The sequence below is a fragment of the Pseudalkalibacillus sp. R45 genome, assembly GCF_052246725.1.
Taxonomy (GTDB): Bacteria; Bacillota; Bacilli; order Bacillales; family Fictibacillaceae; genus Pseudalkalibacillus.
On the sequence record NZ_JBQQCL010000006.1, the window covers coordinates 40049 to 60064 of the forward strand.

The window sequence follows — 20016 nt, forward strand, 5'->3', positions numbered from 1 at the left end:
ATTGAAAACAGAACAGGTAAAACCGATCAAGCCCCTCCCATCGGATAAGGGACGCTGGCGCTTTTCTCCAGAGCATTCTCCTGTACTCTATTTGCTTCCGATGCTTGTATTCATGGCTGTAATGGTAGGTTACCCGATTGGTCGTGTCATCTACCTTTCGTTCACACAAAATATATTGACGAGGCCTGATCTCGGTATTTCGTTCGTTGGATTGGATAATTATCTGACCTTATTCACATCCGCTGAATTCTGGGAAACGGCATTGAGGACGGGGCTTTGGACATCAGTATCGGTTATTGGCAAGACGTTGGTCGGATTTTTGATTGCCTGGTTGCTGGCGAAGGATATTGCCTTTAAAAAGTTTTATATTCTATTGTTGTTGATTCCTTGGGTGACTCCGATGGTCGTTGCAGCCGTCACATGGAGATGGGTGTATGACGGACAGTTCGGAATGCTGAACTGGATTCTCTTGGAAGCCAATATAATCAACGAACATGTCATATGGCTGGGAGGCAAAATGTCCGCCTTTTTTGCAACAGCTGCAACAGATATGTGGTTGGGCATTCCGTTCATGGCGATGGTGTTCCTTGCAGGGCTGCAAGCAATTCCCGTCGAACTGATTGAATCCGCTGAGATAGATGGGGCGTCTTCTTTCCATAAATTGCGCTACATCATTTTCCCGTTGATGAAGCCGATCACACTGGTTGCTACGACATTATCAGCAATTTGGACTTTCAATTCCTTTGGTGTCATCTGGCCATTGACAAGAGGGGGACCAGTCAACGCGACAGAGACATTGATTGTTGATGCATATAAGCGTTCTTTCGGCTCCTTCGATCTGGGGATGGGTGCAACGATCGCTGTCGTCATTTTCCTCATTTTGCTTATGTTTACGATTGCGTATAAACGATTATTAATGAAGCAGGAAACTTAATACAACTGGAGGTGAAAAAGGAAGACAAGAACCTTGAACCACCTGCTCATACATGCGACGCTCCTGTTCATATTCGCACTTCTGTTGTTTCCGGTCGTCGTCATGTTCTCGACATCCCTTCAAACCTTTGAAAATATTTTTTCATGGCCACCGGATTGGATTCCAGCTAACCCGCAGTGGGTGAACTATTTCAATGTTTGGTTTGGAGACTATCAATTCAGCTTACCATTTTTCAATAGTTTATTCATATCAACCTTTACGGCTGTCATTACGATTGTACTGGCATTTCCGGCAGCCTATGCACTTACTCGGTTCACATTCTTCGGTCAAAATGCATTATTGTTCATTGTCCTTGTGACCCAGATGTTTTCCCCTATCGTTTTAATTGTCGGGCTTTACCAGCTCATGCAGGCTTATAATCTATTAAACACCTATACCGCACTCATCGTTACGAACTGTGCGTTCACGTTGCCGATGGCCGTATGGCTGTTGCATGGTTATCTGAAAAATGTACCTGTTGAGTTGGAGCAAGCTGCTTCAGTGGATGGCTGTTCACGTGTAAAAGGTATCATCAAGATCATTGTGCCATTGTCGGCACCAGGGATTTCAATGGCGTCCATCTATGCCTTCATCATGTCGTGGAATGACTTATTGATCCCGTTGATTTTCATTTCCAAATCAGAAATGCGGCCGATCAGTTTAGCATTGACAGACTTTGTTGGTCAAAACGTAATCTATTGGCATGAAATGATGGCTGCAAGCATTATTTCGACAGTGCCGATCGCGGTAATGTTCAGTTTTGTGCAAAAATATTTTATTAAAGGCTTCATGTCTGGAGCAGTGAAAGAATAGAAGGGAGAGGTTTCAATGCATCATGTACTAATTCTAGGAGCAGGAACAATGGGAAGTGTGCATGTAGCGGCCTATGCTGAGATGGATAACGTCCAAGTAGTCGGTATCGTGGACCATGACCCGGAAAAAGCTGGCCAGATAGCTTCACCGCTTGGTGCACCAGTCTTTTCATCGGTCGATGATGCACTAGTCTCACTTGATCATTTGACTGTAGTCGATATATGCTTGCCGACCTTTTTGCATAAGGAAAATGTATTGCGGTTTGCAGAGATCGGCATTGATATCATCTGTGAAAAGCCGATCGCCCGTAACCTTGAGGATGCGAGAGAGATCATCGATTTTTGTAAAGAAAAGAACGTAAAACTGTTTGTCGGGCATGTCGTCCGTTTCTTCCCGGAGTATGAACTGGCGAAACAGCGGATAGACGAAGGAGCCATAGGCAAGCCTGCGGTTGCTCGAACGTTCCGTGGGGGGATTTTTCCAAAGGGCTGGAACGACTGGTATGCCGATTTCAATCACAGCGGCGGCTTGGTTCTCGATATGATCATCCATGACTTTGATTATTTACGATGGATGTTCGGAGAAGTCGAACGAGTTTATGCGAAAAGCTTGCTGGGAAGGAATTTCCTGCAGGTTGATTACGCCCTGGTTACCCTCCGTTTTAAATCAGGGGTCATCGCTCATGTGGAAGGCTCTTGGGCTCATGAAGGATTTACGACGAAGTACGAGATCGCTGGAAAGACGGGAATTATTGACTACGACAGTTCAAAGGAAACGCCTCTTCTTATGAAGAGCAAGAAGGCTGCAAATGGAATCGGAGGAGTAGCGGTTCCGGAAAGTCCATTGATAAAGAATCCATATTATTTAGAGCTTGAGCACTTCTTGTCATGCATCGAACGGAAAGTGGAACCGAAAGTGACTGCAGAAGATGCGTATAAAGCGGTCGAAATTGCTGTCGCTGCTTTGGAATCGATCCAATCAGGAAAGCCGGTTACGATGAATTCAGAAAAGATCCACCCGCAAGTTTAAGGAGGCGTTTTTCATGAAAATTGGAATCATAAGTTTCGCGCACATGCACGCATACAGTTATGCCAGCTCCATTCAAAAGATAGATGGAGTGGAATTGACAGGGATTGCAGACGACGATGCAACCCGTGGTGCAAAAATGGCTGACACCTTCCATACCAAATACTATCGAGATGTCGATTCATTGTTAAATACGGAAATCGATGCAGTGATTGTAACTTCGGAAAATGTGCATCATGTGGATCATGTGATCGCTGCTGCTAAAGCTGGAAAACACATTCTATGTGAAAAACCTTTGGCAATCAATATTGAAGATGCCAAAAAAATGATTTCCGTGTGTAAGGAAAACGGAGTAATCCTACAAACCGCGTTTCCTGTCCGCTTCAATACTTCGATCATCAGGGCGAAGCAGCTTGTAGAAGCGGGGGAACTGGGAAGGATCCTTGCTATGAGAGGAACGAATAGGGGAACCAATCCTGGGGGCTGGTTTATTGACCCTGAAAAATCTGGCGGTGGTGCTGTAATGGACCACACTGTTCATGTTGTTGATATTATGCGCTGGTTGATGAATGCAGACGTAAATGAAGTTTATGCTGAAGTGGACCAGCTGATCTCTGATGAACAAATTGACGATTGCGGCATCCTTACACTTGAATTCACAAATGGCGTATTTGCCACATTGGATTGCAGCTGGAGCCGTAACAAAGAATATCCGACTTGGGGTGACGTCACTCTTGAGATCGTCGGCAGAGAAGGTACACTTTCGATCGATGCACTATCCCAAAAAGTGAATGTTTACAGTGATGAAAAAGGATTAACCTGGGATTATTGGGGAGATGACATGGACTTTGGGTTGATCCAGGATTTTGTCACAACCGTAATCAACAAGCAAGAGCCTTCTATCACTGGGGAGGATGGGATGCGAGCGGTGGAAGTAGCGATCGCCGCTTATGAATCCGCATCTCTCAAAGAGCCCGTAAGTATTGGTTGATTTAGAGCTTGCGATGATTTTACATTTCGAAATGGATTGGAGAGGGTGTAAATGAATAAAGGCATAAATGCTTGGTGTTTCCCAGAATCTTATTCAATAAATGACCTCTTCAAGTCAGCAAGAGACCATAGATTCGAAGGGGTGGAGTTGAATCTCTCTGAAAACCCCTCTGCACCAGTGTATCTGCATATGAAGGACAAACACTTGATGGACATCAAGCAGAAGGCTACGGACGCAGGTCTTTCACTTCCAAGCTTATCTACAGATTTATTTTGGAAATACCCACTCACCCATGATGATGATCATGTGCGTGAGAAAGGGTCATCCATTGCGGAAGAGATGATTCGCATAGCGGAAATCTTTAAAGCGGAGACTATCTTAATCGTACCAGGGATCGTCAATGAGCAAGTATCGTATGAAACATCTTACAAAAGGTCCCAAGAATCATTGCATAGATTGATTCCTCTTGCCGAAAGGGCGAATATAACAATCGGAATTGAGAATGTCTGGAATAAATTTTTATTAAGTCCTCTGGAGATACGACAGTTTGTAGATGAATTTGAAAGTCCGTCCATAGGTATTTATTTCGATGTAGGCAATGTGTATCCATACGGCTATGCAGACCAATGGATCAGGATTCTTTCTGACCGAATAAAAGCGGTTCATATTAAAGACTTTAAAGAAAGCGTTGGAAATATAAACGGCTTTGTCCCTCTTTTGGCTGGGGATATCAAATGGAAAAGTATAACCGATGCACTTGATGATATAGGATATGACGGATTCATCAGTCCTGAAATTACGCCACATCAACATTTTCATCAGCAATTCATAAAAAACCTTGCAGATACGATGGATGAGATCTTCCATTTCCAAAGACAACAGGGGGATGTGCATGAATAATAACCGGCCGTACGCGATTGGACTGGATATCGGTGGAACGAATATTACTGGAGCGATCATCAGGAACACCGGTGAAATACTTGAGAAAATTTCAATTGATACAAATCCGGAAACCATTGCTGATGAGGTTTTAGAAAGAGTCTATATGATGATAGATGAACTTATGGCTAAGAGTGAAATACCAATAGACGAAGTAGCTGGAATAGGTGTGGCTACGGCTGGGGTTATCGACTCGAAAGAAAATGTAATCGTTTTTGCCAATAATCTTGATTGGCAGAATGTTCAGATTGGCAGGTTGCTTGGTGATCGTTTTGCTCTCCCTATCAAGCTGACGAATGATGCAAATGCAGCCGCTATCGCAGAGTGGGTTTGGGGAGGAGGAAAAGCCTATCAAAATATGATTTATATAACTGTAAGCACTGGAATTGGTGCAGGTATCATCAGCAACGGCCGCTTGATTACGGGGTGCGATGATAGCGCTGGGGAATTCGGACACATCACGATCAACGCTGATGGGCCATTGTGTGTATGCGGAAACAAAGGATGTGTTGAACGTTATGCTTCAGGGACAGCCATTGCTGATAGGGTACAAAATCAACTTAAGGCTGAGCCGCATCGTAAAACGTTTTTCGGTTATGAAAATGAGAGGGTGGTAACTTCTAAAATAGTAGAAGAAGCAGCTGATCAAGGAGATGAGCTTGCATTGAATGCCTTTAAGGAGGCAGGCTTCTATCTTGGGATCGGAATAACCAATCTGATCAACCTGTTCAACCCTGAGGTAATCATCCTTGGTGGTGGCGTCATGAAAGCTCAACGATTCATACTTCCTGCAATACAAGAAACGATCAATGAAAGAGGAATATCAGCTTTAACCAAGCGTGTGCAACTATCCATTTCCTCATTGGACCAAGACGGAGGTGTTTTAGGCGGTGCCGGGCTGTTCTTCATGGACCAACCAAGTTTAACGAATAACACCGTTGATCATGGCTAAGCTGTAAAAAAGCCTAAAGTCTTATTGACTAGGCTTTTTTTCGTTTTAAATGGACTAATCTTATCGTCTCTAAAAATTAATTTGATTGAACTAAATTCCAGATTGATAGTCACCTGAAATTTAGGAGAGATAAAAGTATTTAATAAAAGATGTCCCAAAAGCAAGAGAAGTCTAAAAGGTCTTTGTTGTCGGAACTGTTGTTATTTTAATAAACGGGTGTACAATAGCCTGAATATCTTGGGTTGTTTCCTCTAACGATTTGCCCATAATGAAAGCGGATATTTTGAGTGACAGTCCCTTCCTTACCAGTTCCTATAATCCTATGATCAATATTTACTATCGGTTTGATCCCTATGGCTGTGCCTGTAAAAAATACTTCGTCAGCTGAGTAGAGTTCTGCTCTTACCAGACTTTGTTCAGATACAGACAAATGCAATTCGTTTTTAGCGATGTGCATGACAGTATCGCGGGTAATACCTGGAAGTATATTATCGGAAATAGGAGGAGTGATCAATTTATTCCCTTTTACAATGAAAATGTTTTCGCCTGGTCCCTCACTTACATTTCCTTTTTCCGTTAATAAAATAGCTTCATCCATTCCAAAAAGCTCTGATCCCCTCGATGCATCCCATTCCATAATTCAAACCCTTATTTCTTACACTGACCGAAGCTTCCGATTCATCCAGAATTTTTCCCTGGTCAAAAACATACCTCATACCCTCCCTCCTTCTCAAATAGCATGATATTAATTATATTACTGAGATTACCTAAACATAACTCCTTCCTGTTATCTGTTGCCTTCCAGTGATATGGAATAAAACTTCTGTATGGTTTTTGGGCTCATTTTCTTTCAGCACCCCTCTATCAGTACAAGCGCATCATCTGATAGTTTAATAGGATAGAGTATTACGCTTTTTTGGAGGTGATACTCTATGAATTTGTTTCGATGGTGTCCATACCATGTAATGTGTCCGCCTTACGAATTGAATGGAAAATGTCCGATATGCAAGCAAGGCGGTGAGTTTTTGCAATGGGATTCTGATGAGCGGATTCCACCCTATGAACGGAATGTGGAAAAGAAGCGGGATCCACGTGAATATAAGGAATAATACGTTATTTTATATCCATACTTTTTCAATCTTACGGAACTCTGTCCTGATGAGGGGGAGGGTTCTTTATTATTTTATGACTGACTTTTCATGGTTCTTAAGAATGATGATACCAAGGTTTAGAGGGACGCAACTAAAGGTTGCAGGGCTACCGCAACGATTATTATCTTTACATATCGCAGCCCATTTCAACATAATGGATGATAGATTACAGGGAAAGCGAGTTGGAGAAATGGCTTTTGGTGAAAAGTTGAAACAAGAGAGAAAAAAGAATGGATGGTCTCAGGAAGAATTAGCGGAAAAGCTTTTTGTGAGTCGGCAATCTGTTTCGAAGTGGGAAAATGGTCAGAACTATCCAAGTATCGAAATCATTATCAAGGTAAGTGATCTCTTCAGCGTCACCATTGATGAATTATTGAGGAGTGATGAGGATTTGAAAGAGAAGGTCATTGAGGATAGCAGACAATTGGCGTACCCGACATTGAAGTACATGTTTGACGTTGTTTTTTTATTAGGGGCTGTATTTTTGGCGATAAAATTAGGGTTGCTCATGTTGAACAAATTCACCCCTTTAGACGTCCCTTTGTATGGAGGCTCATTCATTTGGAATTTCGGCTCCTTGATTTTGATGCTCGTTGGGGGAATCGGCTCCGGAATTGTAAAAGATAAATATAAAGAAGAGTGAACTACGCGCGGATTTAGCCGACGAAATATCAGCGGTGAAAGTCGATATGGACGGAGGGTATACTTTATTCATTTCCCGGGTTGAAGTATTGTCGGAAAATTGATACTATAGCTATTAATCGATAGGCTATGTGTAACTGGCGAACACGGATTACCGTGAGGGAGCACATAGTGACGTTTAGCCGTTCGCCTGGGCAGAGGTAAGGGATATTGATCCCTTGCCTCTTTATGTTTATAGGAGGGATGTTCATCAAGAAACCACCGTCATAAAACGAGCAATCAGGTTCCCTTAAAGGCATACAATCCGGTTCTTATGATGTAGAGATGAAAGGTCAATAATCTTTTAACTATAAAAAAGGAGACGATCCAATGAGCTTACTGACATTAGAGAAAGTCAAAACGATCATGACGCTAAATGGGATTGCAGCAAGCGGACTGAATGTATTCAATAAAGAGGATTATACGATAAACAGCGAAAGTGAAGATCCTGACGGCATTGTTGTGCGCAGTTATGATATGCATTCCTTGGAATTCGGCAATAACCTGAAGGCCATTGCTCGTGCGGGAGCAGGAGTCAACAACATCCCTGTTGATACGTGTACGGAACGAGGCATCGTTGTTTTCAATACTCCAGGAGCGAATGCGAATGCGGTCAAAGAGCTTGTGCTAACTTCATTGATGGCTTCATCCCGCAATCTTTTTACCGGTATAAACTGGGTGAAATCACTGGAAGGTGAAGGGGAACGAATCCCTGAACTTGTGGAAGCGGGGAAAAAACAATTCGTCGGTAATGAAATAAAGGGAAAGACACTCGGTGTGATTGGTCTGGGAGCAGTCGGTGCGCATGTTGCGAATGATGCGCTCGATTTGGACATGGACGTGCTCGGGTTCGATCCATTCCTTTCTGTCGATACTGCTCTGAGCTTGTCCCGGAAAGTCCAACGGGCGATGACCATTGAACAGCTGTTTGCTGAATCGGATTATATCACGGTGCACGTCCCGTTAACGCCTGATACGAAAGGGATGTTCAATAAAGAGACCTTTGGCATCATGAAGAATGGCGCCCATATCCTGAACTTTTCCAGGGGTGAACTTGTGGATGATGAGGACATGGCAGTGGCACTTGAAGATGGAAAAATAGGAAAATACATTACAGACTTTCCAAATGAACGATTGATCAATGTGGAAAATGTCATTTCCATCCCTCATCTTGGCGCTTCTACGAAAGAATCGGAGGAAAACTGTGCCGTCATGGCTGCCCGTCAAATGAAGAATTATTTAGAGACAGGAAACATCAAGAATTCGGTCAACTTCCCGAACGCTTCTCTTCCGTATACGGGAAAACCGCGGATCGCCGGATTCCACAAAAACGTTCCGAACATGGTTGGCCAGATGACGACCGCTCTCTCAAACTATAACTTGAACATTGCCGACATGGTGAACAGAAGCCGAGGGGATTATGCGTATACGATGATCGACATCGACAATCAAGTGAATGGAGATGACATCATCGGTTTGGAAGAAGAGATCAAACAGATTGAGGGCATCGTAACCGTACGTGTCATTTAAAAGTAAATAAAACAAGAAAAACACCACTATGCTGAAGTGGTGTTTTTCTTTCTCTATGTTCGGGTTCTTCGATGAGAGATTGCTGCATAAGGTGATCGCTTTCTTACTGAAAAATTGGGCAGTTATCTGGTAAACTTAGTTCTGTTTTTTGTTGCAAATGCAACAAATTTAAGTTAAATTCAATATAGACCATTTTTATTGCATTTGCAACAAAAATATGAGCTTAGGAGTTGATTATGATCGAAATTCTTCGTGAAATCGGAATGATAGCAAGGGCATTAGATTCCATAAGCAATATAGAATTTAAAGAATATGACCTTACAAAAGGGCAGTATCTGTACCTTGTGAGAATATGTGAAAACCCAGGAATCATTCAAGAAAAGTTAGCTGAGATGATCAAAGTAGACCGGACCACAGCAGCTCGTGCTATTAAAAAACTTGAAATGAATGGTTTTATTGAAAAGAAAGAAGATCATCAAAACAAGAAAATCAAAAAACTCTTTCCAACAGAGAAAGGGAACAATGTTTACCCATTTATAAAAAGAGAAAATGAGTATGCGAATAATGTGGCATTAGAGGGATTTTCTGAAAGTGAAGCAGAAGCCATGTTCAATCTTCTTCAAAGAGTTAGGAAAAACATAGAAAAAGACTGGGAGTTTGTAAAAAAGGGAAACAAGAGAAGTTATTGATCATATAGAGGAGCGACATATTCAAATGACTATACATCTAAAGAAGTGTACCGTTGAAGATTCACGCAAACTTCAAGAAATTAGTTATGAAACATTTAAAGAGACATTTAAGCATGAGAATTCACCAGAAATTATGAATGCTTATTTGGAAAAGGCATTTAACTTAAATCAGGTAGAAATAGAATTATCCAACATTTCTTCGGAATTCTATTTTGTTTATCTTAATCGTGAAATCGCTGGATATTTAAAGGTCAATACCAATGATGCTCAATCTGAAGAAATGGATGATGACTCACTTGAAATCGAGAGGATTTATATCATAAACAAATTTCAAAAACATGGGCTTGGCAAATATCTGCTGAATAAAGCTATGGAAATTGCGAGGGAACGTTACAAAAAGAGCATCTGGCTAGGCGTATGGGAGAAAAATGAAAATGCGATTGCCTTTTACAAGAAAATGGGGTTTGTTCAAATTGGATCCCACTCTTTTTATATGGGGGATGACGAACAAACCGACTTTATCATGACCAAAATTCTCAAATAACCTTTTGAAAGGTGGATGATCATGTATATCCCTAAGCATTTTAAAGTCACAAACTTTGATGAAATCAGAGAATTTATTCAGAATAATTCTTTTGGTACGATTGTTACGACAAAACAAGGAAAACCGATTGCTACACATATGCCTTTGGAGTTACATAAACAAGGAGAAGATTATTATATTACTGGACATATGGCTTATGCAAACCCTCAATGGAAAACGTTCGAGGAAGATAATGATAACGTCCTTGTTATGTATCAAGGTCCACATGCTTACATCTCGTCATCCTGGTACAAATCTGAAAATGTACCAACATGGAATTATCAATCAGTCCATGTATATGGAACAGCTAATATAATGAGTGAACAAGAATTGCAAGAAGATCTTATACTACTATTGCGAAAATATGAACGAAATCGGAAAAATGCAGCTTTATGGGAAAACCTTTCTCCAGAAACTAGAAAACAAATCAAAGGTATTGTTGGATTTAAAGTTAAAGTTCAAGAAGTTCAAGCTGCTTATAAATTAAGTCAAAATCGAAATGAGGAGGACTATTACAACATCATTGATAAATTAAAGGAGGAAAAAGATTCAAATTCTCAACAATTAGCAGAAGTGATGAAAACTAGAGAGACTAGACGGCAGTAGACTTATGCTATAAAAGGATTCCGCCTCTTTTTGCTTAATATCTAACTATTGGGCAAGGTTATGGAAGAGTGCGGTACCATAATACGTATTTCTGTTATTGTAAAAGTTCGGAAGATAAAATCAAGCCAGCTATTCTATTCATTAGAACAAGCTGGCTTGATTTTTTCATTTATCCTTTTCCCATCTTTGTCTCCAATTGCGCATTTCGATCAATACGCTTTGAAAATCTTTCCCTTTTGTAGTTAAAGAGTATTCCACTGTAACAGGAACGGTCGGAAACACTTTGCGTTGAATCATACCATTCTGTTCCAGATGGCGCAGGGTATCGGTTAACGATTTTGTATTAATATTATCCAGACTCCTCCGTAATTCATTAAATCTTTGAGAGTCTTTATACAATTCTGCAAGGACCAAAAAAGCCCATTTCCCACCTAAAATTTGTAATACATCGCCAACCGCAAACCAACATTTCTTTTCATCTGGAGATGTTTTCATAAAGATTCCCTCCCGCTTTAAAAAATAAAGTAAGTTTAATTTATGAAACAATATATAAAATAATTGCCTCCTTTAAATGATACACTTACCAGATTACAATAACAATGAACCCGCCTTATACAAATAAAAAAAGGAGAGAAAAATAAGATGTCCAATTCCACATCTATAGATCAACAATCAACGATTCAGTCTATTCTAGGACCATTAATAGTAATTGTACTTGGGATGTTTATGGTTGTTCTGGATGCCACAGCTTTGAATGTAATGGTTCCAAGCTTGGTTTCAGATTTTACAAGTTCATACACCACGGTCCAGTGGACCATAACTGCTTATACGCTTGCCCAAGCTGCTGTGGTTCCCATTGCAGGTTGGATGACTGATCGCTTTGGAACCAAGCAGATTTTCCTCATCAGTATTGCCCTGTTTACAATAGGTTCTCTATTATGTGCATTATCAGTTACTATCGAGCAATTGATTTGGTTTCGTACTGTTCAGGGGATAGGGGGCGGAATGGTATTGCCTGTCGCATTCGCTTTCACTTATCGGATCGCTCCTCCGGATAAACAGGGTGCTGTTATGGGCATCGTTACAGCCCCTATGTTACTGGCTCCTGCTTTAGGACCAGTGGTGTCTGGCTGGATGATCGACTTCATCACTTGGCATTGGGTGTTTCTTATCAATATTCCAATAGGGATCCTTGCTGTGTGGATCGGAATTTATAAGTTACCAAAAACGATGGAGCATAACGCGACTCCCCTTGATAGGTTGGGGATGGTTCTTTCTCCAATCGCTTTTGCAGGGCTGTGTTTTGGCATCAATCAAGGGGTGAACAATAGGGGATCTACTTCTACCATTACGGGCCTTTTGGTTGGGGGAGTCGCTCTGATTCTGTTTGTCTTCGTTCAATTAAGACGTAAACATCCATTGCTTGATTTGCGAGTGTTCCGTTCGTCCAATTTTACACAGGGGATCCTGGTCCAGTGGGTCGCTTTTCTCGCTCTTTATGGTAGTTCGTTTCTTATTCCTCAGTTTTTACAAAATGCAAAAGGGTTTACCGCGTTCGAAACGGGGCTCACCATGGCAACAGAAGCAATAACTTCAGCACTTGTCATTACGATTGCCAGTCGTTTATTTGACAAATTCGGGGCTCGGCCTCTCGCAATTTTAGGTATGGTCTCAGTAGCCATATCCGCCTGGATATTCACTTTTACCACACCGGAAGACGGTATTGGGAAGATCATAATTGCTTTGATTCTGCTTGGAACTGGGGTAGGGCTAACGATGATGCCAATCAATACTCATTTATTTCAAAGTGCTCCTAAAAAGTTATCAGGTCGTATTTCAGCATTAACAGGTGCAATGCAGCAGGTCATGTCATCATTCGCAGTGGCAGGTTCAGCAACCCTTCTAATGACAAATCTATCAAAGCATTTGAATACCGGCACCCCCAAACTGGAAGCATGGTCTTTGGCTTTTGGGAATACATTTATGTTCATAATGTCGTTAGCGATTACTGCAACAATACTTTCGATGTTTATTCGCATACCACAACCATTATCGGAATCGCGTAGAGAGGTGAGTGGATCTTAATAAATCAAATACGGTAAAGTAGCAACTAGCACTGGTTTTTTATTAAAAATAACACAGTGCTTTTTTATGGTAACTTTGTTTTCTAGTCATTATTTATATATATAAATGCTTATGTATATTTTAAAATAAATACTAAGATAGGAAGAAACAATTCTGGAGGAGGTCGGATAAATGAGTAAACCTATACTTCGAACTTACAAGGATTCAAATGATTTAAAACGGATGCAGAAACTCACACAAGCTATATGGAAACTGGAGCCTAATTTCCATATCGGTGATCTTGCCTGGCAACGCTATCGACATGTTGGAAGGGAGGATGATTGGGATACTGCAATTTTGGAAATGGATGGAGAACCCGTTGCTTGGGGATGGATTCAAATACCTGGGGAGTTAATATGTCAAGTTCATCCGAAATTTCCTGAGGTGGCCAAGGATGTCATTGACTGGTTTGATAAAATAACTAAAACCATTGAGCAAAAAGTGACTGTCTTAGAAAAGGAGACCCATCTGATTTCAGCCTTAGAAGACTCATTATTCAAGCCATCAGAACAAAAACCTGAAGTTCTCAACAAAATTTCATTGGACGGTTGTCCATTCCCTGTTCAATTGCCGGATAAGTTTAAAGGTCGCCATATCAAGGGTTCAGAGGATTTAACAAATCGCGTGGCAGTACATAAGGCTGCTTTTCATAAAACCAAAGTCACAGAGGAAAGTTACGTGAACGTTATGAATACCTATCCTTACGATTCTTCTCTTGATTGGGTAATAGAATCCCCAAATGGTGAGTTCGTAGCATCTTGTTTAATTTGGTTTGATGAAGTTAACAAGGTGGGGTTACTGGAACCTGTTGGAACAGACCCGCGATTTAGGAGAATGGGGTTAGCCAGTTCAGTCTGTAAGCTTGCTCTAAATGCGTTGTGTGATAAGGGGGCAAAAACGGCAGTTGTTGTTTGTACTTCCTCAGATGCAAGTGAGCTTTACAAGTCTATTGGTTTTCAACAAATTGCTCAAACAAAATCATTTCATCGATTAAAATAGAACCGGATAGTTATAATGCAAAAGGATATACCATCAAAAACTACAGATTTTCTTATGAGTTTCAATCTGGATAGCGGGTCTTTGAAACAGGAAACTAGGTCATCAATCGTGTCAAAAAAAGATGGAGGCTCGTATGATTCTTAAAGAAACCATTAATTGCTCATCTATCAACTGCTTCATCTGAGGGGCCAAGGGAATCCCTAGTATGGTTTTTTTGGGAGGAAAAACGCCTTTGGATTATCGCTAATCCTGAAAAAGTCTGTATTGTTGAAAGATGATTCAACTGAATATATTTGACCCATCTTTTTACGTCAATAGCTTATAATAAAATTATAATCACTAAAGATTGGATGTTTTATTATGCAAAAGAAGATATTGCTTGTTGAAGATGACTTAGAAATAAATGAACTTGTTTCAAATTATTTAGAACAGGAAAACTTCACAGTGTTTACTGCTTTTGACGGAGAAGAGGCGATCCAACTCTTTGAAAATAAATCAATTGACCTTGTATTGCTTGATTTAATGCTTCCGAAGTTAAATGGCATGGAGTTTTTGAAGAGAATTAGAGAAACAAGCTTCGTTCCGGTACTTATTATCTCAGCAAAAGAAAGTGACGTTGATAAAACGTTAGGTCTTGGTCTTGGGGCGGATGATTATATTAGCAAACCCTTTTCCGTCATCGAATTGACAGCAAGGGTTCATGCTGCAATTCGAAGGGCTACGCAGTATCTTGCTGCAACGGAACATTCCTCTCCAAATATCATTCGATTCAAAGCACTGACACTAGAAATGGATACTTTTTCTGCACAAATAAACTCGAAAAATATACAGCTCACATCGAAAGAGTTTCATATTCTAAAGCTTTTCATGACGAATCAAAGCCGAGTCTTTACGAAAGAACAAATTTATCAGTTGATATGGGAAGATGATTATTTTGGCAATGAAAATGTGATCAATGTACATATTCGAAGGCTTCGCGAAAAGATAGAGGAGGAGCCGTCAAATCCGTATTATATACGAACGGTTTGGGGAATCGGTTACAAATTAGGGGAGTAGCGTATGGACTTTTTACTTATAGCCATCATCATTATTTTGCTGTTCGTCGTCGCAAGGCAACATTTATCAATACGGAAAACGAATAGTGAACTCCATCAAATGCGCGACAAATTAGCTGATATTATAGAAGAAGAAACGGCTGAAAAAGTGTTGCTACAAACGAATCATCAGCCTATTCAGCAAATGCTTATCCAAATCAATCGTCTGTTAAGTTATAACCAGAAGGTCGCTGCTGATTACTCAAGAACAAAAGAAAGTTTAAGAAAAATGCTCTCAAATATGTCTCACGATTTGAAAACACCTTTAACCGTTATACTTGGGTATGTCGAGAAATTAAATCATCATGAGAAAATGTCAGTAGAAGAGCAAAGCGAAGTATTGGAGAGCCTTCATGAAAAAACCTTAAGTGTCATCGATCTAATGAACCAATTTTTTGACCTTGTAAAACTGGAGTCAGGTGATGTTGAATTGTCAATCAGCCGGCTATCGATAAACGAAATTTGTCGAAAGAATGTATTGGAATATTATCATTTATTGCAATCTAAAGGTCTTCATGTAGAGGTGGAAATTCCAGAACAGAATTATTACATTCTTGGTAATGAGAATGCGCTAAATCGGATTTTAAGCAACTTGATTTCCAATGCGATTCGTTATGGTAGTGACGGAGGTGTATTCGGGTTAACCATTCGGAAGGAAGGCGAAAATATCGCCGTTGATATTTGGGACCGCGGCAAAGGCATTGCTGAAGCCCACCTTGATCACGTGTTCGAAAGACTGTATACGTTGGATGATGCAAGAAATCCTCAGTTCCAAGGAAGCGGTCTTGGCTTAAGCATTACCAAACGATTAACTGAGGCGATGAATGGGGCTATTCGATTACGGAGCACCCCGTATGAAAAAACAGTGTTCACCTGTTTATTCAAAAGACTTACGTTTTAGCACTTTTCGCATGAGGTGTTCTTCAGGAACAGCCTCTTTTTTGTTACAACACAATTAAGAAATTTGTAAGGAACGAGAAAGAAAAAAGTTAATTTTAATGATTATGATAGATACAAAGGAGGTCGAATCGTGGGATATGTCGTTCAAACCAACAACTTAACAAAAACAATCAAAGGAAGAGAACTTGTTACCGATATAAATATTCACATCAAAAAGGGTGAGATTTACGGTTTTCTTGGCCAGAACGGTGCTGGTAAAACAACAATTATGAAAATGCTCACTGGTTTAACCATGCCAACAACGGGAGAAATTTTGTTATTTGGCAAGAGGCTTACGGAAAAGGCGAAATCTGTACTAGTCAGAGTTGGAAGCATTATCGAATACCCGGTCTTTTTTGAACATTTAACCGCAATGGAGAACTTGAAGTTACATTGTGAGTATTTAGGGTTCTATGATGAACATGACATGAAACAAGCGTTACAATTGGTGAATTTAAATGGAATTGAAGACGAAATCGTGAAGGATTTTTCGCTTGGCATGAAGCAACGGCTCGGTATTGCAAGAGCAATCATCACTAAGCCTGAACTGATTGTATTAGACGAGCCGACAAATGGACTCGACCCAATCGGAATTAAAGATATGCGTAATCTAATTCGGATGCTGAATAAGGAATATGGGATGACGATCCTTCTTTCTAGCCACATATTAGGAGAATTGGAACAAATTGTTGACAGAGTTGGTATCATTCATCATGGGAAATTATTAAATGAGGTCACTCTGGCTGATATTCGAAAAGAAAGGTCCGATTATATCGAGCTTGTGGTGACGGATGTGAAGCGAGCCGTTTATTTGTTGGAAAACGAGCTCCACATTTCAAATTTGAAAATGATTCAAGATCGTAGAATTCGCATTTATGATATGAGTCATACCCAAAGCGACATTTCGAAAACGCTTATTCTTCATAATATCGGAATTGAAGAAATACAGAAACATTCAAACTCATTGGAAGACTATTTTTATCAACAAATTAACGGGGGTGATGTCGATAATTAAATTAATGCAATTAGAGTGGAAAAAGCTAAAGCAAAAATCGGTGATCGGTGAAGTGTTTATCTACCCACTCATAATAATGTTTTTGCCTGTGCTTTTCATAGAAGTCGTCAGTCCTGAGTTTGGCCAAAGTTATGCTGAAGTAATTGATTTGAACATGTCGATTCAAATGGGGTTTATCTTATTTGGAGCTTCTTTAATCAACCAGGTTTTTATTGATGAATATAAAAACGGAACCATCTCTTTATCCTTTAGGTATCCGATAAGCCGGCAAAAACTCTTTGCGGGAAAAATACTATTTATCTCGACGTTTGTGTTTCTACTTACGATGATGTCTTATTTCTTAACAGGTATTGTCACTTATACGATTGACCAGGTGCAACCTATTATTACCGGCGATCTGACTCGTACAGATCTCATCACGTTTTTTAGTCAGATGATTTTTCATTCATTAATGATTACTTTGATTAGTTTTATCCCGCTTTTTTATTTAGGGATTTGGAAACGAGCGACAGTTCCAACAGTGATTTGCGCAATTATCGTGATGCAGTCACCATATCTCTCATCAATAATTAACCTTAATTTTAATCTAGTCTTAGCAGTGCTGTCAGTTTTGGGAAGTCTCAGTATTTTCCTTTCCATTATTACAGCGGAAAATATTGGGGAGAAATAATTTGTGAAGCTTAATATGTCATTTTTAGGATTCAAATTGTAAGGAGGAATTAACTTGATTACCTCATTTGTGCTACAAAGTATTCTAGTTGCATTATTTTTAAGTGTCAGCCTGCAGAAAATATCGGGTCATCCGCAACAAGTTAACATCTTTAAGAACCTAAAACTTCCCCAGTGGTTCCGGGTAGTAACAGGCTGGGTACAATTAGTTGGTGTCGTGGGATTGATTATTGGCTTTTGGGTGACGTGGGTTGTGGTCATTGCAGGATTATGGTTTGGCATTACCATGCTGATTGGAATGATCGCTCATATCAGAGTAAAAGATCCGTTTAGTAAATCCATACCAGCGTTCGTATTGTTGGTCATTTCCGTCACATTGAGCACACTTAACTTTTAATTTTAGCAACTACTTATGCACCCAAAATATACTGTTTATTCATTATTAAAGACATTAATTAATTATTTCCAGAGAGCTCCTGTTGGTGGGAAGGAGTAATGATGATCTTAATGAAAAAAGTCTTGGAGCTTTCGCACGGATCTAGGAGATTATCCTTAGTGATGCTGCGACGTGATCTCCCGTTACAGAGATAGGGTATACTCAATTTTTGAACAATTGCTGTACCCGAAGAGGTTGATAGGGCAACTTATCAACTAACTGAGGTGGTACCACGAAGTTATAACTCTCGTCCTCAAGATGAACAGTCTTGGGGGTGGGAGTTTTTTGTTTTTCATGAATTTTGATTTTAATAATTGGAGGGAAAAAGAATGAGCAATGAGCAAAGAACGCAAAGAATGGAAAAGTTAGAGACTTTAAGGTCCCATGGGGTTGCACCATATCCTGAAAAATTCACAATCAACTTTGATTTGTCTGAAGCCGGCCAACTTGAAGATGGAACTTCAGGTGTCAGAGTCGCTGGACGAATAATGGGGATTAGGAAGTTCAGTAAATTTGCTTTTATGACGTGACGCTTTCAAACATTAAGGGACGTCTGCAACTTATTTTAACAAAAGAGGAAATAGACGTAGACCTCTTTGAACAATTTTTTGAGGTTATAGATATTGGTGATTTTATAGGAGTAGAAGGTCGAATGTATACGACCAAAACGAATGAGAAAACGCTACGAATCGAGAGCTATGTATTTCTCGGGAAGGCATTACGGACTCTTCCGGAAAAATGGCACGGGGTGAGTGATGTTGAACTTCGATACAGACAGCGTTACTTGGATTTATTAATGACGAAAGATACACAACGCCGTTTGCTGATGAAGACTAAAATGGTGCGTGCGATTCGGAGGTTCCTTGAGGACCAAGATTTCTTGGAAGTGGAAACGCCAGTATTACAGCATACATCCTCGGGTGCATTAGCTAAGCCATTCAGGACTTTCCATAACGCCTTAGATATGGAATTGAATTTACGAATAGCACCGGAAACCTACTTGAAGAGATTGATTGCAGGTGGTTTTACGAAAGTCTTTGAATTTGCAAAGTGTTTCAGGAATGAAGGGATCAGCCCTCAACATCTTCAGGAATTTACCATGGTAGAGGGATACGCAGCGTATTGGAACTATGAGGATTCAATGAAATTAATGCGTGATATGGTTCTCTTCATTCTTGATCAAGCATTTACTACAACTACCATTACCATAAAAGGACAAACGATTGATTTTTCAAAGGAATGGGATGTTGTCTCCTTCAGAGATTTGATAGTAAAGGACACAGGGATTGATATGGACCTGTATCCAGATGTTGAGGATTTGTATGAAGAAACGAAGAGAAGGAATATTGATTTAGATTACGCTGATAGTGATATCGAATCTTTAGGGAGGGGCAATTTCATTGATCTGCTCTACAAGAAAATGTGTCGTCCTCATCTTGTAAGACCGACTTTTCTAGTGCAGCACCCTATTGATTTATCTCCACTAGCTAGAGCGAATGACCATGATTCTGCGAGTGCGGATCGGTTCCAATTAGTGGTGAATGGAGCTGAAATCATAAATGCTTATTCAGAGCTGGTCGACCCACTTGAGCAAAGAAGGCGATTAGAAGCCCAGGCAGTTCTTAAGAATGAGGGGGACTTGGAAGCTATGGAGATGGATGAAGATTACCTGACAGCTATGGAATATGGGATGCCGCCGATTTCAGGTTGGGGGTTTGGAATCGAACGTCTGTTGATGGTGTTAACTGACTGTGAGACGATTAAAGACTGTGTATTGTTTCCGCTAACTAAAAAAATGTAATCGAT

Annotated in this window: 24 protein-coding genes and 1 riboswitch; of the genes, 21 read left to right on the forward strand and 3 right to left on the reverse strand. The window is 40.2% G+C overall.

Annotation, left to right across the window (positions count from 1 at the left end; genetic code table 11):
- The first annotated feature begins 1 nt into the window (after position 1).
- Genes ACTWQL_RS12145 through ACTWQL_RS12170 form a run of 6 tightly spaced genes read left to right on the forward strand, consistent with a single transcriptional unit; the run spans position 2 to position 5694 of the window.
- Positions 2-934: a carbohydrate ABC transporter permease gene (locus ACTWQL_RS12145; protein WP_443142709.1), complete on the forward strand. Its 933-nt coding sequence runs from the start codon at positions 2-4 to the stop codon at positions 932-934.
- 33 nt (positions 935-967) lie between these two features.
- Entirely contained in the window at positions 968-1786 is an 819-nt protein-coding gene (locus ACTWQL_RS12150; protein WP_443142710.1) for a carbohydrate ABC transporter permease, read from the forward strand.
- A 15-nt stretch (positions 1787-1801) separates the two neighbouring features.
- On the forward strand, positions 1802-2815 hold the full coding sequence (locus ACTWQL_RS12155; RefSeq protein ID WP_443142711.1) for a Gfo/Idh/MocA family protein: 1014 nt from the start codon (positions 1802-1804) through the stop codon (positions 2813-2815).
- A gap of 13 nt (positions 2816-2828) precedes the next feature.
- On the forward strand, positions 2829-3803 hold the full coding sequence (locus ACTWQL_RS12160; protein WP_443142712.1) for a Gfo/Idh/MocA family protein: 975 nt from the start codon (positions 2829-2831) through the stop codon (positions 3801-3803).
- A 51-nt stretch (positions 3804-3854) separates the two neighbouring features.
- Positions 3855-4703 carry a sugar phosphate isomerase/epimerase family protein gene (locus tag ACTWQL_RS12165; RefSeq protein WP_443142713.1) on the forward strand — a complete coding sequence of 283 codons (849 nt, stop codon included), beginning with the start codon at positions 3855-3857 and terminating at the stop codon, positions 4701-4703.
- Entirely contained in the window at positions 4696-5694 is a 999-nt protein-coding gene (locus ACTWQL_RS12170; RefSeq protein ID WP_443142714.1) for an ROK family protein, read from the forward strand. The genes ACTWQL_RS12165 and ACTWQL_RS12170 overlap by 8 nt, the downstream gene beginning before the upstream one ends.
- A gap of 205 nt (positions 5695-5899) precedes the next feature.
- Here ACTWQL_RS12170 and ACTWQL_RS12175 read toward each other — a convergent pair whose 3' ends face one another.
- Together ACTWQL_RS12175 and ACTWQL_RS12180 are read right to left on the reverse strand one after the other, a co-directional pair.
- Positions 5900-6292 (reverse strand): aminotransferase class IV, encoded by a 393-nt coding sequence (locus ACTWQL_RS12175; protein WP_443142715.1) that lies wholly within the window; start codon positions 6290-6292, stop codon positions 5900-5902.
- Entirely contained in the window at positions 6285-6410 is a 126-nt protein-coding gene (locus ACTWQL_RS12180; RefSeq protein ID WP_443142716.1) for a hypothetical protein, read from the reverse strand. Before ACTWQL_RS12180 ends, ACTWQL_RS12175 begins: the two co-directional genes overlap by 8 nt.
- Positions 6411-6626: 216 nt before the next feature.
- On the opposite strand from ACTWQL_RS12180, the gene ACTWQL_RS12185 reads away from it, so the two are divergent.
- From ACTWQL_RS12185 to ACTWQL_RS12210, 6 genes are all read left to right on the forward strand, one after another.
- Complete coding sequence (locus ACTWQL_RS12185; protein ID WP_443142717.1) at positions 6627-6803, forward strand: hypothetical protein; 177 nt, start codon at positions 6627-6629, stop codon at positions 6801-6803.
- Positions 6804-7035: 232 nt separating this feature from the next.
- Positions 7036-7488, forward strand: coding sequence for a helix-turn-helix domain-containing protein (locus tag ACTWQL_RS12190; RefSeq protein ID WP_443142887.1), 453 nt, complete (start codon positions 7036-7038; stop codon positions 7486-7488).
- Between the two features lie 122 nt (positions 7489-7610).
- A riboswitch (ZMP/ZTP riboswitch) is annotated at positions 7611-7690 on the forward strand.
- A 166-nt stretch (positions 7691-7856) separates the two neighbouring features.
- The gene (locus ACTWQL_RS12195; RefSeq protein ID WP_443142718.1) at positions 7857-9056 is read left to right on the forward strand and encodes a phosphoglycerate dehydrogenase; all 1200 of its coding nucleotides are present in this window, start codon (positions 7857-7859) and stop codon (positions 9054-9056) included.
- A 236-nt stretch (positions 9057-9292) separates the two neighbouring features.
- Positions 9293-9745, forward strand: coding sequence for a MarR family winged helix-turn-helix transcriptional regulator (locus ACTWQL_RS12200; RefSeq protein WP_443142719.1), 453 nt, complete (start codon positions 9293-9295; stop codon positions 9743-9745).
- Between the two features lie 25 nt (positions 9746-9770).
- Positions 9771-10289, forward strand: coding sequence for a GNAT family N-acetyltransferase (locus tag ACTWQL_RS12205; RefSeq protein WP_443142720.1), 519 nt, complete (start codon positions 9771-9773; stop codon positions 10287-10289).
- A 21-nt stretch (positions 10290-10310) separates the two neighbouring features.
- On the forward strand, positions 10311-10934 hold the full coding sequence (locus ACTWQL_RS12210) for an FMN-binding negative transcriptional regulator (RefSeq protein ID WP_443142721.1): 624 nt from the start codon (positions 10311-10313) through the stop codon (positions 10932-10934).
- Positions 10935-11099: 165 nt separating this feature from the next.
- On the opposite strand, the gene ACTWQL_RS12215 is transcribed toward ACTWQL_RS12210, so the two are convergent.
- On the reverse strand, positions 11100-11429 hold the full coding sequence (locus ACTWQL_RS12215) for a winged helix-turn-helix transcriptional regulator (RefSeq protein WP_443142722.1): 330 nt from the start codon (positions 11427-11429) through the stop codon (positions 11100-11102).
- 147 nt (positions 11430-11576) lie between these two features.
- Here ACTWQL_RS12215 and ACTWQL_RS12220 point away from each other — a divergent pair, with 147 nt between their 5' ends.
- From ACTWQL_RS12220 to lysS, 9 genes are all read left to right on the forward strand, one after another.
- Positions 11577-13019 carry a DHA2 family efflux MFS transporter permease subunit gene (locus tag ACTWQL_RS12220; RefSeq protein ID WP_443142723.1) on the forward strand — a complete coding sequence of 481 codons (1443 nt, stop codon included), beginning with the start codon at positions 11577-11579 and terminating at the stop codon, positions 13017-13019.
- A gap of 171 nt (positions 13020-13190) precedes the next feature.
- Positions 13191-14057 (forward strand): GNAT family N-acetyltransferase, encoded by an 867-nt coding sequence (locus tag ACTWQL_RS12225; protein ID WP_443142724.1) that lies wholly within the window; start codon positions 13191-13193, stop codon positions 14055-14057.
- Between the two features lie 360 nt (positions 14058-14417).
- A complete protein-coding gene (locus tag ACTWQL_RS12230) occupies positions 14418-15113 on the forward strand; it encodes a response regulator transcription factor (RefSeq protein ID WP_443142725.1) in 696 nt (231 codons plus the stop codon).
- A gap of 3 nt (positions 15114-15116) precedes the next feature.
- Positions 15117-16052 carry a sensor histidine kinase gene (locus ACTWQL_RS12235; protein ID WP_443142726.1) on the forward strand — a complete coding sequence of 312 codons (936 nt, stop codon included), beginning with the start codon at positions 15117-15119 and terminating at the stop codon, positions 16050-16052.
- Positions 16053-16181: 129 nt separating this feature from the next.
- Positions 16182-17105, forward strand: coding sequence for an ABC transporter ATP-binding protein (locus ACTWQL_RS12240; protein WP_443142727.1), 924 nt, complete (start codon positions 16182-16184; stop codon positions 17103-17105).
- On the forward strand, positions 17092-17775 hold the full coding sequence (locus tag ACTWQL_RS12245) for an ABC transporter permease (RefSeq protein ID WP_443142728.1): 684 nt from the start codon (positions 17092-17094) through the stop codon (positions 17773-17775). Before ACTWQL_RS12240 ends, ACTWQL_RS12245 begins: the two co-directional genes overlap by 14 nt.
- Positions 17776-17829: 54 nt before the next feature.
- Complete coding sequence (locus tag ACTWQL_RS12250) at positions 17830-18171, forward strand: DoxX family protein (RefSeq protein ID WP_443142729.1); 342 nt, start codon at positions 17830-17832, stop codon at positions 18169-18171.
- A 368-nt stretch (positions 18172-18539) separates the two neighbouring features.
- Positions 18540-18740 carry a hypothetical protein gene (locus ACTWQL_RS12255; RefSeq protein WP_443142730.1) on the forward strand — a complete coding sequence of 67 codons (201 nt, stop codon included), beginning with the start codon at positions 18540-18542 and terminating at the stop codon, positions 18738-18740.
- Positions 18737-20011: a lysine--tRNA ligase gene (gene lysS, locus ACTWQL_RS12260; protein WP_443142731.1), complete on the forward strand. Its 1275-nt coding sequence runs from the start codon at positions 18737-18739 to the stop codon at positions 20009-20011. Before ACTWQL_RS12255 ends, lysS begins: the two co-directional genes overlap by 4 nt.
- Positions 20012-20016: the final 5 nt, after the last annotated feature.